This is a genomic window from Paenibacillus sp. S-38 (assembly GCF_049942825.1).
Taxonomy (GTDB): Bacteria; Bacillota; Bacilli; order Paenibacillales; family NBRC-103111; genus Paenibacillus_G.
Window position 1 is genome coordinate 299,959 of the sequence record NZ_CP187970.1, and the last position, 14,666, is coordinate 314,624.

The 14,666-nt window shown below is 55.7% G+C and carries 4 protein-coding genes and 3 rRNA genes; 6 read left to right on the forward strand and 1 reads right to left on the reverse strand.

Annotation, left to right across the window (positions count from 1 at the left end; genetic code table 11):
* Positions 1 to 9 precede the first annotated feature (9 nt).
* The gene (locus tag ACP26L_RS01505; RefSeq protein ID WP_426450718.1) at positions 10 to 1,800 is read left to right on the forward strand and encodes an FTR1 family iron permease; all 1,791 of its coding nucleotides are present in this window, start codon (positions 10 to 12) and stop codon (positions 1,798 to 1,800) included.
* 363 nt (positions 1,801 to 2,163) lie between these two features.
* Here the strand turns inward: ACP26L_RS01505 and ACP26L_RS01510 are convergent, their stop codons facing one another.
* On the reverse strand, positions 2,164 to 5,412 hold the full coding sequence (locus tag ACP26L_RS01510) for a S8 family serine peptidase (RefSeq protein ID WP_426450719.1): 3,249 nt from the start codon (positions 5,410 to 5,412) through the stop codon (positions 2,164 to 2,166).
* 859 nt (positions 5,413 to 6,271) lie between these two features.
* Between ACP26L_RS01510 and ACP26L_RS01515 the strand changes: the two genes are divergently transcribed.
* From ACP26L_RS01515 to rrf, 5 genes are all read left to right on the forward strand, one after another.
* The gene (locus ACP26L_RS01515; RefSeq protein ID WP_426450721.1) at positions 6,272 to 8,020 is read left to right on the forward strand and encodes a fibronectin type III domain-containing protein; all 1,749 of its coding nucleotides are present in this window, start codon (positions 6,272 to 6,274) and stop codon (positions 8,018 to 8,020) included.
* 304 nt (positions 8,021 to 8,324) lie between these two features.
* Positions 8,325 to 8,930: a pentapeptide repeat-containing protein gene (locus tag ACP26L_RS01520; protein WP_426450722.1), complete on the forward strand. Its 606-nt coding sequence runs from the start codon at positions 8,325 to 8,327 to the stop codon at positions 8,928 to 8,930.
* A 723-nt stretch (positions 8,931 to 9,653) separates the two neighbouring features.
* A 16S ribosomal RNA gene (locus ACP26L_RS01525) occupies positions 9,654 to 11,190 on the forward strand.
* A gap of 268 nt (positions 11,191 to 11,458) precedes the next feature.
* Positions 11,459 to 14,379: ribosomal RNA gene (locus tag ACP26L_RS01530) — 23S ribosomal RNA — on the forward strand.
* 163 nt (positions 14,380 to 14,542) lie between these two features.
* A 5S ribosomal RNA gene (gene rrf / locus ACP26L_RS01535) occupies positions 14,543 to 14,659 on the forward strand.
* The 16S, 23S and 5S rRNA genes sit together here, the layout of an rRNA operon.
* Positions 14,660 to 14,666: the final 7 nt, after the last annotated feature.

The following is a 14,666-nucleotide window of genomic DNA, read 5'->3' on the forward strand; positions in this document are numbered from 1 at the left end:
GTGTCATACATGAGACGTTGCCTGCTGTGGTTGTGTATGGCGGCGATGCTGCTGATGCCCGTATCGCCCCTGCTGGCGGCAGAGACGGACGGGTCGGCTGCAGGCCGTAACCAGCTGATCGCGCTGGCGAGTGACGCACTGATCGGTGCGGGAGACCGGGACTGGACTGCGGCGTCCGGGGCTGTGGCGAAGCTGAAGGCACAGTGGACCGCCCTCTCACCTGCAGCTACCGCGGAGTCGAAGCTTGTGGACGAAGCGTTCCAGGCAGCCGAACAAGAGCTGGCGAAGCCGCAGAAGGACGATAAGGCGGCATACAGTGCCGTCTCCGCGCTGGTCAAGGCGGTTGACGGCTATGTGACCGCCGGCAGTGGAGGGGCTGCTGCTGAGAAGGCGCACAAGCAGGTGCAGACCGTGCTGGTTCCGCTGCTGCAGAAGAGCCTGGCTGCCGTTAAGGCAGGGGACGCCGCCGAGGCCAAAGCGGCCTATGCCTCCTTCGTCAGCGGCTGGGGCAAAGCCGAGAGCGCCATCCGGCAGGACAACGCGAAGCTGTACGGCAGCATGGAAGTGAAGATCAGCGGCGCCCGCATCGCACTCAATACGGAGCCGATGGACACGGCCAAGGCGGAAGGCAAACTGCAGGAGCTGATCGCGGGCCTGGAGGCCTATGCCTCAGGCCAGAGCGGTACGGAGACAGAAGCGGATGCGACCGGTGGAACCCTTGGATCCATCGCTGAGCTGATTAGTCTGCTGGATACCGTAGCCGCAGACGTTCAGAAGCAGCGCGGCACGGAAGCGGCGGCCGGCATGGACCGCTTCATCGCGGCTTGGCCGGCGCTGGAAGGCGTGGTCAGCACCCGTTCCCCGGAGGCGTACAACCGGGTTGAGACGAAGATGGTCGAGGTGCCGACCCTGCTGCTCTCGAGCCCGCCCCAGTGGGAGCTGGCCGGGGCCGCACTGGGTGAGCTCCGGCGGGAGCTGGAGCCTTATGCCGAAGCATCTTCCTATACGGCTTGGGATGCCGGCGTAATTATTTTCCGTGAAGGCCTGGAGGCGATCCTGATCATCTCCGCGCTCGTGGCGTTCCTGAACCGGTCGGGTAACCGCGACAAGCGGGGCTGGATCTGGTCGGGGGCTGCTGCAGGGCTCGTATTCTCTGTGGCCATGGCCCTCGTCCTGACCCTAATGCTGTCCCAGCTGACAGCGGGCGGTTCACGCGAGCTTATCGAAGGGATTACAGGGCTCATCGCCGTCCTCTTTATGGTATCGATCGGAGCCTGGCTGCACAGCAAGTCGAACCTGAAATCGTGGAACCGCTTCGTGGAGAACTCCATCGGTTCCTCCCTGGCCAAGGGAACGCTGTGGTCGCTGTTCTTTACATCCTTCCTTTCGGTAATGCGGGAAGGTGCAGAGACGCTCATCTTCTACATGGGGATGGCATCCAGTATCGCGATGGCGGATATGCTGCTTGGGATTGGAGCGGCGCTGGTCCTTCTGGCGGTCATCGGATACGTGATTATCCGGATGAGCGACCGTATTCCGGTGCGTCCGTTCTTCCTGGCGGCAAGTCTCCTGCTCTACTACCTGGCCTTTAAGTTCGTGGGCGTATCCTTGCACGCGCTGCAGATCACGGGAAACCTGTCCGCGCATACATCGGACACTCTGGTGAACATCTCCCTGCTCGGCATGTATAATAGCTGGGAGACGACGCTTCCGCAGCTCGGCATCCTTGCGGTCATTGTCTGGAATGTGGTGCGCACGGAGCGCAGGACGAGCGAGAAGTCCGTACGGCGTGCGGCTTGATCCCAAGTAAATGAACATTGCACGAACAAGAAGACGCTCCTCATACCGGCGATGAGGAGCGTCTTTTTGCTGTATGGATCGGAGGCCTGTCCTTTCAAAGAATGGGCAGAGCGGCCGGGGGAGTCCTTGCTCTTATCTTATAACGTCCAGTGCCCAGGCATGGCAGAGGAGCCCATCTCTTGCGTGAGATGGGCTCCTTTTGCTATTACAGAGCATGGAACTTCCTGCGTGTTCTACGTGTTCTACCACGAGGCAGGGTACCGGAATCCGTTATTCACCCGGGAGCCTCACGTGCGGCCAAGAGGGCGGTAAACGTGCAGGAGGCTTCATATGCAACGAGCCTGGCCGCTGCCGTTCTGAAGGCTACTCGGCAAGCCCTGTCCCGGAGGTCTGCTTCTGCGGCACATTAACCTTGCTGAGCACGACAGGCACCTTCACGGTTGTTTTCACGGACGGATCCGCCGCCGACGAGATCGTGACCGTCAGTTCCACGTTAACGATGCCGCTGGCCGGAACCAGCTTCAGCACGCCGTTGTTATCGATATAAGCCTTGCTGCTGCTGCTGGTCACCTTGTACACGATGCCTTCGGTAACCGGCAGCTGAAGGACCGGCTGGCCGACGATACGGGTATTGACGACCTTGGCCTTGAAGGTGTCCTTCGCCTGGGCTACCCGGTCGCTCTCCGAATCAGCGAGGCGCAGAGAGCTGTAGGCTTCATAGACGCTGCCGCCGAGCGGGTTGCCGAGAGAATCGACAAGCTGGGCGCGGAGCAGCAGCTTATAGGTCCCCGCTTCGAGGTGTTTCACGACGAGCTGGCCACCGGCATCCTGCTCGCCATCGACATAAGAACCGTCGATGCCCTCGAAGCTGTAGACGCCCGGCTCGAGCAGACGGGGCTGGCCGCTGCCGTTCAGGTTCGAGAGGCTGTCGATGATGCCGATCGGAATGTCATCCAGGCCGACGGCCCACAGATCGACGACATTGGTGTCCTTGGCCGTCAGGCGGAAGGAGAGATCAGTGGACACCGGGAGGTCTCCACCATTGTCCGGATAGATGACGTTCTCCGTCTGCTCGAGCTCCTGGATGCCGAAGCCGGTCTCCGGCTTCTCCGAGCCGACATGTACGGCAAACGGCAGATGGAGTGTAGGAAGGCCGGCGCTTTCCATCACCACTTCACCTTCATACACGCCTTGGGCCGCATTGGCTTTGGGCGTGACGGAGAGATAGAAGCGCTTGGCGGTTCCCGGAGCCGGGGATAGCTTGCCGCTTGCCGGTACGCCGAGAAGCTGGACGTTCAGGTTGCTGACGTCTGGAGTCGCCACCGGTTCGGCCGGATCCGACGTTACGGCCGGATGAAGGACTGCCTTGGCTGAATAGGAGAGCGGCTGCTTCGACAAGTTTTTAATCTCGAGCTCCTTCTGGACGGTTTTTCCCGGCTGGACGAGGCCGAAGCTGACCGAGGAACCATAGTTAGTCACAGCCTTGGGATTCCAGTACTTATCGAGAATCGTGATCGGTTCGATGGTCTTTATGAGCGCCGGCGTCTGGATCGCATGGGCGACATTGGCGCGCCCGGCACCTTGGGAGTACACATCATAGAGCTTCCCGCTCTCATCATGGATGCTTTCCGCTGTGTTGGCGAGGGCGGCCCGGATATCGGAAGTCGACCAGGTTGGGTGCTCCTGCTTAAGCAGAAGGGCCAGTCCCGCTATATGCGGTGTAGCCATGCTGGTGCCGTTGATCCGGTTGTAGGCGCGCTGGTAGGATGCGCCCGGGTCGAACTTGCCGAAGGCCGGCCATGTGGACAGCACGCTGACCCCTGGTGCTACAACATCCGGTTTGATGCTGAGGTCCGCATCTACATTTGGGCCGCGGGAGCTGAAGGTAGCCATGGTGTCCCCGGGGGATGCAGTCTTCGGATACTCGGAGCCGAAGGCAAGCTTCAGGGTCTGGCCCGGTGTGGCAAGTGCCTTGCGTGCCAGAGCGCGTCCTTCCGTTCCTCTCATATCGAAGGTGGGAACGAAGTCGAATCCGTCGCCGAGGAAGGCGGCGGAGCCGATGTGTCCGTCACGCCCAGGTACCGATTCGGACAGATCGGCTGCGGCAGCATTACCGGCGGCCGCATTCCCGTTGAAAATAATAACAGCCTTCGCACCTCTCGCCTTGGCGCTGCTGATCTTATCCACGAAGGCGAATGAGCCGCGGGAAACGAGGACGATTTTGCCGGCAACATCCTTGCCCTCATAGTCGGCTTCCGCGCCGAGACCGACGTACACGACGTCCTCAGGCTGAGTACCGATCAGCGAGGCGAAGTCCTCCCTGCCGGTCTCCCAAGCCATAACGTTCAGGTCATAGGCGGCACCGGTCACACTGGAGCCGGCAGCATAGGTCGCTTCGGTCGCCGTAGCCGTATAATGATTCGTCGGGCTGGTCACCGCACCGACCGAGATGGCCAGCTGGGAGGTGGCCGGTGAACCCAGCGAGTAGTAGTAAGGACCTTCGTCCGCAGCGTTTCCGTTGGCAATGACGGCAATCACTCCGCCGAGCACCGCGTTATTGATGGCGACGACGTCCGGAGAGTTTACGTCCTTCTCGGCATCGGAGCCGAGAGAGAGGTTGATGACGTTCATCCCGTCCTTCACGGCACGCTCGATCCCATCGATCACCTGGGCCGAGGAGCCCGAGGCTCTGCCCGTTTCGGGGTTGCGTCCGAGGACTTTGTACACGTACAGGTCGGCTTCATAGGCTACACCCTTCTGCACGATGTCGGACGACGGATTGGCTGCCCGGCCTACAATAGTGCCTGAGACGTGCGTGCCGTGCGAAGTGCCTTCGAAGCCCGTGCCGTACGGATCTTCCGCCGGGGAGAGCGGGGGCTCTTCATACGGGTCGGCGTCCTGCTCGAAGGAGTCATAACCGCCTTTATAGGCGTCCTTCAGGTCCGGATGCAGGTAATCGACCCCTGTATCGATAACGCCTACTTTCAGGCCTTTGCCCGTATACCCCTTGGCCCACGCGGCGTCGGCGCCGATCTGCTTGAGCGGGGAGATATCATAATTCGGGCTGTCCGTATCCGGACTCACTGGTTTGGAGACCGGGATCGGATAATAGGTGGCGCTTTCATGAATCGATTTTACCCCTGGCAGCATGGCGAGTTCAGGGATTTTGTTCGCGGGTACAGAGATTTCGAGTCCGTTCAGGACCGTATTGTAGCGGTAGTTGACCTTCATGCTGATGCCTTTATTCTTGGCGCCTGTGACGAAGGTGGATTGTTCCTGTTCGATAGTCGATTCCGTAGATTCGGCTGCGAAAGACGAGATTCCCTGCTTGGCGGCATATTTGCCGACAGCTGTAGGTTGGCCGCTGAGCTGAACGATAACGCGCACTTGTTCGGCAGATTTGGTTTTGTTCTTGAGCTTGGGGGAGATATAGACCGTGCTGCCGTTGGGTGCAGGTGAGGGAGTTCCTTGAGCGAGGCCGCCTGGAGTAAGGCGCGGGGTTACCGATGGGTCAGAGGGCGCCGCAAACGCTTGAGTGAATGCGGAGGTGCTGAGGACGGCGAAAGCTAAGGAAGCAGCAGATAATTTTTGTAAAAAGTTGTTATTTTTCAATGCGTATCCTCTTTTCATCCGGGAATGAATTGCTGACAACCAAGGGCAATACAATCTAACTTCGTTCCTCCTTTTCTTTCAAACTATCATCTTATATGTAAATTCGTTGATTACGAGGGATATATTACCATAGGTAAGGGGGCAAATTCTATTATTTTTTGGAATTTTCGGAATAAATAGAATGATAGATGGCAGATTACGTGGCGCGGGAAGGGAGAGCCTTACAAAAGATTGGACAAAGGTCAATTCAAAAGTCATTGATTCCGCCTATCTATGGAGAATCATCACCTGTGGTAAAGTCGTAATGAGCCCCTGTAAGCGGCGGTAAAAGTGTTGTACATCAAGGTAACAATGAGCGGTCAGAGAAAGTTATCCACAAACTTGTCCACAAATCGCACAGGCCAAAAAAGGCCTATGTGAACAATTCGTAAAACCGATATCAACATATCCACAAGATAAATATCCACATCCCCTTTTGAAATGTCGGCTCCACCGGTGGATAAAAAAAGGCCATAAAGAGGTCGTACAGAGACTATTCTTACAATCCATTTTACTGTGACAGGAATGCTTACACAGGGGATATGGCTCCATAGAAGAGGGATTGGGGGTTCACAGCCGGTCCCGGCCGGGAGGCTGAGCCGTGAAGGATTAGACGAAGAGCCCCTAGGATGGAGGGGCCTTCTTCGCCGAAGGGGAAGGGGATGCTCGAAACTTATCCCCGGATTAGAACAATGTAGCCCTATATCTTCCAAAATTCCCATGTTTAAATGAAGCTAGAGCTGGGCCGGATCGGGAGGTGGAACGCGGTCGTTGGCGGGGAAGCAGGCAGCTCATTCATTCATTTTGGGAGGGATCATTTATGCATCGAAGCACTTCGGATCGCAGGCCCACCGGTTTGAGAACACTCATCTTCTTGCTCATCGCGGCTTTGCTCCTGAGTTTGGCCCCCTTGACGGGCTTCGCGGCGGACCGCGGAGTGTGGGCGCCGGGGATTGCGTACCAGACGAATGATACGGCTTCTTACAGCGGCAAACTATATACCGTACTGCAGTCCCATACTTCTCTGGCCGGCTGGGAACCGCCTCATGTGCCGGCACTTTGGAAAGAAACGGCCGGTAGCGGTACCGGAGGCGACACCCAGCCGCCTGGCGCCCCATCCGGGTTGAAGGTGACCGGTACTACGGCTTCCAGCGTAAGCTTATCCTGGGCGGCAGCGGCGGATAATGTCGCTGTTACCGGGTATGACATTTACCGCGGTACGACGCTGGCCGGCAGCGTTTCCGGCAGCACGCTGAGCTTCACGAACGCGGGGCTTGGAGCGGGCACCTACAGCTTCACGGTCAAAGCGAAGGACGCTGCGGGCAATGTTTCGGCTGCGAGCGGCGCTGTCAATGCGACGGTCACGGGCAGCGGCGGAAGCGATACACAGGCGCCTAGTGCGCCATCTGGGCTGAAAGTAACGGGAACGACTTCGTCTAGCGTGACCTTGTCCTGGACGGCATCCACCGACAATACCGGCGTAACCGGCTACGATGTATACCGCGGCACGACTCTGGCAGCTTCCGTGAGCACCACTACAGCTGTGGTAACGGGACTTGCGGCCGGCACATCCTACAGCTTCACGGTCAAAGCGAAAGATGCGGCGGGCAACGTGTCGGCCTCTTCCGCAAGCGTCAGCGCAGCAACCGCACCTGGCGGTACCGGGGACGCCCTCCCGAAGCGTCTGCTGACAGGCTATTGGCATAACTTCATCAACAACTCTGCGAACCTGAAGCTGAGCCAAGTGCCGGCGGCATACGATATCATCGCTGTCAGCTTCGGCGAGATGGATCTGGCGAACCCGGGGGGCGTGACGTTCACCGTTGACCCGAACCTCTCCGCGGCCCTCGGTGGTTACACGGATGCCGACCTCATCAATGACATCAAAGCCAAGCAGGCACAGGGCAAAAAGGTCATACTCTCCCTTGGCGGAGAAAAGGGGAATATCAACTTGGGCAGTGCTTCGCCGAATGTAAGTAACTTCGTCAATTCGGTATCCGGCCTGATGACCAAGTTTGGTTTTGACGGGATTGATATTGACCTGGAGCACGGCTTCAACGTCGCTAACCTGACAACCGGCGTACGCCAAATCCAACAGAAGTTCGGAGGGGGCTTCGTCCTCACGATGGCTCCGCAGACCATCGACATGCAGAGCCAAAGCTCAAGCTACCTGCAGTTCTACGCCAACGTTAAAGATATTACGACCGTGATCAATACCCAGTATTACAACTCCGGCTGCATGCTGGGCCGAGACGGCAAATGCTACTCCCAGGGGACGATCGATTTCCTGACGGCACTTTCGGATGTGGCTCTTCAGTGGGTTTCCGAGTCGCAGCTGGGACTTGGTCTGCCTGCAGTCCCTTCGGCTGCGGGGGGCGGGTATGTTTCTCCCGCGGTAGTGAACGACGCGCTGAACTGTCTAGCTGCTGGTACGGGCTGCGGGAGCTATAAGCCGGCGCAGAAGTATCCGAATATCCGCGGGGCGATGACCTGGTCGATCAACTGGGATTCCACCAACGGATACAGCTTCGCCAATACCGTAAAGCCCTTCCTGAACACCATGCCGTAAGCTGAGCATCATGGCCCTGAGATGCAGCGCTCACAGGGAGTTGCTCCGTTTCAGGATGAAGACTGCTTATGCTTAATCAGGACGCTGCGAATCGATGACTCCTTCCGGCTTTCAGAGATCACTTAGAAAGCCGGAGGGGATTTTTTACTGCTGGTTTCATCATGCAAGCATGTGATAGGGGTGTCTTCTTAATTAGGCGAGAGGCTGTATTGGCTTCAAAAGCCTATTCGTTTTATACTTATAGAATGGCCGGTCTTTTCTGCTGCGGCAGGTCTCTAATCGGTAGCAAAGCGAGGATCACACCATGTTTCAATATATAGACCAGGAGTATACGGAGGTAGATTTCAGCCAGCGGGATCTGCGTGAAGGCGAGCTGAGAGGGTGTACTTTCACCCGCTGCCGGTTTCGCGGGGCCCAGCTCGATGAGATCGCAACGACCGGCTGTCAATTCGTAGAGTGTGATTTTACTGGCGCCACCTTTAATGCATCACTGCATGAACGGTCTGCGTTTACCAACTGCAGATTTGGTGGAGCCAATTTGTTTGTCAGTAAGTTTAAGGAATGTAAAATGGTCGGTTCCGATTTCGCGAAAGCCCAGCTTGACGGCATTACGATTGAGCAGGGGGACTGGTCCTACACGAACCTTCGTCAAACGAACCTCGGCAAACAGGATCTCCGGCATTTGAGATTGGTGGAGGCCGATTTGTCGGAGTGTAATCTGGAGAAGGCGGACCTGCGGGAAGCGGATCTGACCCGTGCTCTGCTGGCGCGTGCCCGGCTGTCGGGTTCGGACCTGAGAGGTGCAAAGATGGATGGCGTAGACTTCAGATCGGTGGATGTGAAGGGTGCCCGTATGGATTTGAGCCAGGCTGTTGCTCTGGCACGGGCCTATGGAGCTCGTATCGATTAACGCTGAGATATTGCACACCCGGCCTTATTGCTGGGTGTGTTTTGTTTGAGGATCAGAACAACGGCAAAAGAAGACGAACAGCAGCCAGCGTGCTTTCTCCAAATAGATCATTCTTATCTTTCTCCTTTCAAAGCGAAGTTACCCTGATTGTAGCGTCTCTTTATGAAAAGATGATGAAACCATCCTTGATTTAGCAGGAGCTGCAAGGGGACTCCCTTGGTACAAATTTCATACTTGCACATGTCACGCAATCGTGGTACATTACGTCTCCCGGGAAGAACCGGGTCATCTAGCGAACGAATGTAGAGAGTGGTTTTGCTTGATCGATTATAGTAATCGATTATAGTAAAACCAAGTGAAATTAACTCTTGAATTATTCGTGAGATTATGATAGATTACTTCTCGCGGCAAAAAAGCCTATGGGTAAATAAAGCCGACCGTAATGCTTCTAGTGCTGGTCTTTCGGGTCATCCTTAGATTGGAGAACATTAGTAGTTGCACGATGAGAAGAAATGTGCTACATTGATTCTCGCCGCTGAAACAGGCGGACGTAATTGAACGAATTGCCCTTTGAAAACTGAACAACGAGTGAGTGTTAATATAGAGACTCAGCGATGAGTTTCTGCCAAGCTTCAAAATGAGTCATCAGCTTTTTCAATCCCGTATGGGGCCCCCGGAAAGTAATCGGAATAAGCTTCAGAGCTGTTCTTCACTTTTTGGGGTATATTGGAGAGTTTGATCCTGGCTCAGGACGAACGCTGGCGGCGTGCCTAATACATGCAAGTCGAGCGGAGCACTTCGGTGCTTAGCGGCGGACGGGTGAGTAACACGTAGGCAACCTGCCTGTAAGATCGGGATAACTACCGGAAACGGTAGCTAAGACCGGATAGCTGGTTTCGGTGCATGCCGGAATCATGAAACACGGGGCAACCTGTGGCTTACGGATGGGCCTGCGGCGCATTAGCTAGTTGGGGGGGTAATGGCCCACCAAGGCGACGATGCGTAGCCGACCTGAGAGGGTGATCGGCCACACTGGGACTGAGACACGGCCCAGACTCCTACGGGAGGCAGCAGTAGGGAATCTTCCGCAATGGGCGCAAGCCTGACGGAGCAACGCCGCGTGAGTGATGAAGGTTTTCGGATCGTAAAGCTCTGTTGCCAGGGAAGAATGTCGTGGAGAGTAACTGCTCTGCGAATGACGGTACCTGAGAAGAAAGCCCCGGCTAACTACGTGCCAGCAGCCGCGGTAATACGTAGGGGGCAAGCGTTGTCCGGAATTATTGGGCGTAAAGCGCGCGCAGGCGGTTTTTTAAGTCTGGTGTTTAAGCCCGGGGCTCAACCCCGGTTCGCACCGGAAACTGGAAGACTTGAGTGCAGGAGAGGAAAGCGGAATTCCACGTGTAGCGGTGAAATGCGTAGAGATGTGGAGGAACACCAGTGGCGAAGGCGGCTTTCTGGACTGTAACTGACGCTGAGGCGCGAAAGCGTGGGGAGCAAACAGGATTAGATACCCTGGTAGTCCACGCCGTAAACGATGAGTGCTAGGTGTTAGGGGTTTCGATACCCTTGGTGCCGAAGTAAACACAATAAGCACTCCGCCTGGGGAGTACGCTCGCAAGAGTGAAACTCAAAGGAATTGACGGGGACCCGCACAAGCAGTGGAGTATGTGGTTTAATTCGAAGCAACGCGAAGAACCTTACCAGGTCTTGACATCCCTCTGAAAGCCCTAGAGATAGGGTCCTCCTTCGGGACAGAGGAGACAGGTGGTGCATGGTTGTCGTCAGCTCGTGTCGTGAGATGTTGGGTTAAGTCCCGCAACGAGCGCAACCCTTGACTTTAGTTGCCAGCATTAAGTTGGGCACTCTAGAGTGACTGCCGGTGACAAACCGGAGGAAGGTGGGGATGACGTCAAATCATCATGCCCCTTATGACCTGGGCTACACACGTACTACAATGGCCGGTACAACGGGAAGCGAAGTCGCGAGATGGAGCGAATCCTTAGAAGCCGGTCTCAGTTCGGATTGCAGGCTGCAACTCGCCTGCATGAAGTCGGAATTGCTAGTAATCGCGGATCAGCATGCCGCGGTGAATACGTTCCCGGGTCTTGTACACACCGCCCGTCACACCACGAGAGTTTACAACACCCGAAGCCGGTGGGGTAACCCGCAAGGGGGCCAGCCGTCGAAGGTGGGGTAGATGATTGGGGTGAAGTCGTAACAAGGTAGCCGTATCGGAAGGTGCGGCTGGATCACCTCCTTTCTATGGAGATCATGGCCATGAAGATGGCCGGATCAAATCGGCAGCGCAAGCTGCAAAAGCCGCGTAAGCGGGACACTCACTCGTGTTCAGTTTTGAAAGGTGCAATGCCTTTCAAACTCAATGTTTGTTCCTTGAAAACTGGATATACGAAACAAACTAGCTGAAGTAATCTAATGTTTTTTATTAGCTGCCTAGCGAGATGTTTTATTTTGGTAGAGACCTTTGAGCGAAGCTCAACGGAACGCAAAATAAAATCATCGAGCGACTTGGTTAAGCTATTAAGAGCACACGGAGGATGCCTAGGCACCAGGAGCCGAAGAAGGACGTGGCGAACAACGATAACGCCTCGGGGAGCCGTAAGCAGGCTTTGATCCGGGGATGTCCGAATGGGGAAACCCACATGTGGTAATTCGCATGTACCATGCAGTGAATACATAGCTGCATCGGAGGCAGACGAGGGGAACTGAAACATCTAAGTACCCTCAGGAAAAGAAAACAATAGTGATTCCGTCAGTAGCGGCGAGCGAAAGCGGATAAGCCCAAACCAAGGAGCTTGCTCCTTGGGGTTGTAGGACGTCAATGTGGGTAGAGCAGAGTAGGCGAACAGGTCTGGAAAGGCCGGCCAGAGTGGGTAAAAGCCCCGTAACCGAAATTCTGCGAACACCCTAGACGGATCCTGAGTACCGCGAGACACGTGAAACCTCGTGGGAAACCGGCAGGACCATCTGCCAAGGCTAAATACTCCCTGGTGACCGATAGTGAAGCAGTACCGTGAGGGAAAGGTGAAAAGAACCGCGGGAGCGGAGTGAAAAAGAACCTGAAACCGTGTGCTTACAAGAAGTCAGAGCCCGTTCATGGGTGATGGCGTGCCTTTTGTAGAATGAACCGGCGAGTTACGTTCCCGTGCGAGGTTAAGGTGAGAAGCCGCAGCCGCAGCGAAAGCGAGTCTGAATAGGGCGAATGAGTACGTGGACGTAGACCCGAAACCGTGTGATCTACCCCTGTCCAGGGTGAAGGTGCGGTAACACGCACTGGAGGCCCGAACCCACGAATGTTGAAAAATTCGGGGATGAGGTGGGGGTAGCGGAGAAATTCCAATCGAACTCGGAGATAGCTGGTTCTCCCCGAAATAGCTTTAGGGCTAGCCTCGGGTTAGCGTTGCGGAGGTAAAGCACTGATTGGGTGCGGGGCCCGCCAAGGGTTACCAAGTCCAGTCAAACTCTGAATGCCGCAAACGTGATGCCCGGGAGTCAGACAGTGAGTGCTAAGATCCATTGTCAAGAGGGAAACAGCCCAGATCATCAGCTAAGGTCCCCAAGTGTGTGTTAAGTGGGAAAGGATGTGGAGTTGCACAGACAACCAGGATGTTGGCTTAGAAGCAGCCACCATTGAAAGAGTGCGTAATAGCTCACTGGTCGAGTGACTCTGCGCCGAAAATGTAACGGGGCTAAACACACCACCGAAGCTATGACTAGATATCTATGATATCCTGGGGTAGGGGAGCGTTGTATGCGGGTTGAAGGTTGATCGTGAGGACAGCTGGACTGCATACAAGTGAGAATGCCGGTATGAGTAACGAAAAGATCAGTGAGAATCTGATCCGCCGAAAGCCTAAGGGTTCCTGAGGAAGGCTCGTCCGCTCAGGGTAAGTCGGGACCTAAGGCGAGGCCGAAAGGCGTAGTCGAAGGACAACAGGTTGAAATTCCTGTACCACCGTGAACCGTTATGAGCAATGGGGTGACGCAGAAGGATAGTGACGCGAGCTGATGGATGCTCGTCCAAGCAGTGAGGCTGATGTGCAGGCAAATCCGCACATCGTAAGGCTGAGCTGTGATGGGGAGGGAAACTTAAGTACCGAAGGTCATGAGTTCAGGCTGCCAAGAAAAGCCTCTAGCCAGGGAGAAGGTGCCCGTACCGCAAACCGACACAGGTAGGCGAGCAGAGCATGCTAAGGCGCGCGGAAGAACTCTCGTTAAGGAACTCGGCAAAATGACCCCGTAACTTCGGGAGAAGGGGTGCCTCGGTAGGGTGAATAGCCCGAGGGGGCCGCAGTGAAAAGGCCCAAGCGACTGTTTAGCAAAAACACAGGTCTGTGCGAAGCCGCAAGGCGAAGTATACGGGCTGACGCCTGCCCGGTGCTGGAAGGTTAAGGGGAGCGGTTAGGGGTAACCCGAAGCTGTGAACCGAAGCCCCAGTAAACGGCGGCCGTAACTATAACGGTCCTAAGGTAGCGAAATTCCTTGTCAGGTAAATTCTGACCCGCACGAATGGCGTAACGACTTGGGCGCTGTCTCGACGAGAGATCCGGTGAAATTTTAATACCTGTGAAGATGCAGGTTACCCGCGACAAGACGGAAAGACCCCATGGAGCTTTACTGCAGCTTGATATTGGACTTTGGTACGATCTGTACAGGATAGGTGGGAGCCTGAGAAGCCTGAGCGCCAGCTTGGGTGGAGGCGCCGTTGGGATACCACCCTGATCGTATCGGAGTTCTAACCTGGTACCGTGATCCGGTGCGGGGACAGTGTCAGGTGGGCAGTTTGACTGGGGCGGTCGCCTCCTAAAGCGTAACGGAGGCGCCCCAAGGTTCCCTCAGAATGGTTGGAAATCATTCGAAGAGTGCAAAGGCATAAGGGAGCTTGACTGCGAGACAAACAGGTCGAGCAGGGACGAAAGTCGGGCTTAGTGATCCGGTGGTACCGAATGGAAGGGCCATCGCTCAACGGATAAAAGCTACCCTGGGGATAACAGGCTTATCTCCCCCAAGAGTCCACATCGACGGGGAGGTTTGGCACCTCGATGTCGGCTCATCGCATCCTGGGGCTGAAGTAGGTCCCAAGGGTTGGGCTGTTCGCCCATTAAAGCGGTACGCGAGCTGGGTTCAGAACGTCGTGAGACAGTTCGGTCCCTATCTGTCGCGGGCGCAGGAAATTTGAGAGGAGCTGTCCTTAGTACGAGAGGACCGGGATGGACGTACCGCTGGTGTACCAGTTGTTCCGCCAGGAGCACGGCTGGATAGCCAAGTACGGACGGGATAAGCGCTGAAAGCATCTAAGCGTGAAGCCCCCCTCAAGATGAGATTTCCCAATTAGTAAGACCCCTTGTAGACGACGAGGTTGATAGGTTCGGGGTGGAAGCGCGGCAACGTGTGGAGCTGACGAATACTAATCGGTCGAGGGCTTATCCACTAGCTTCCGCAAGGAAGCGGCAGCAGTAATGTAGATGTTAGTCTTAAGCTAGCGAGTGAGGATATATCATTTTGGTAGTGACCTTTGTGCGAAGCACAACGGAACGCAAAATGATATACCCGAATGTATATCCAGTTTTCAAGGTACAAGCCTTGAATAATCGTTTGGTGATGATGGCGGAAGGGAACCACGCGTACCCATCCCGAACACGAACGTTAAGCCTTCCAGCGTCGATGGTACTTGGACCGCAGGGTCCTGGGAGAGTAGAACGTCGCCAAGCAGCCATT

Excerpts from the sequence above, each read along its gene's own strand:
- ACP26L_RS01515 (WP_426450721.1), top strand. The coding sequence starts at position 6,272 with ATGCATCGAAGCACTTCGGATCGCAGGCCCACCGGTTTGAGAACACTC.
- ACP26L_RS01520 (WP_426450722.1), top strand. The coding sequence starts at position 8,325 with ATGTTTCAATATATAGACCAGGAGTATACGGAGGTAGATTTCAGCCAG.
- ACP26L_RS01505 (WP_426450718.1), top strand. The coding sequence starts at position 10 with ATGAGACGTTGCCTGCTGTGGTTGTGTATGGCGGCGATGCTGCTGATG.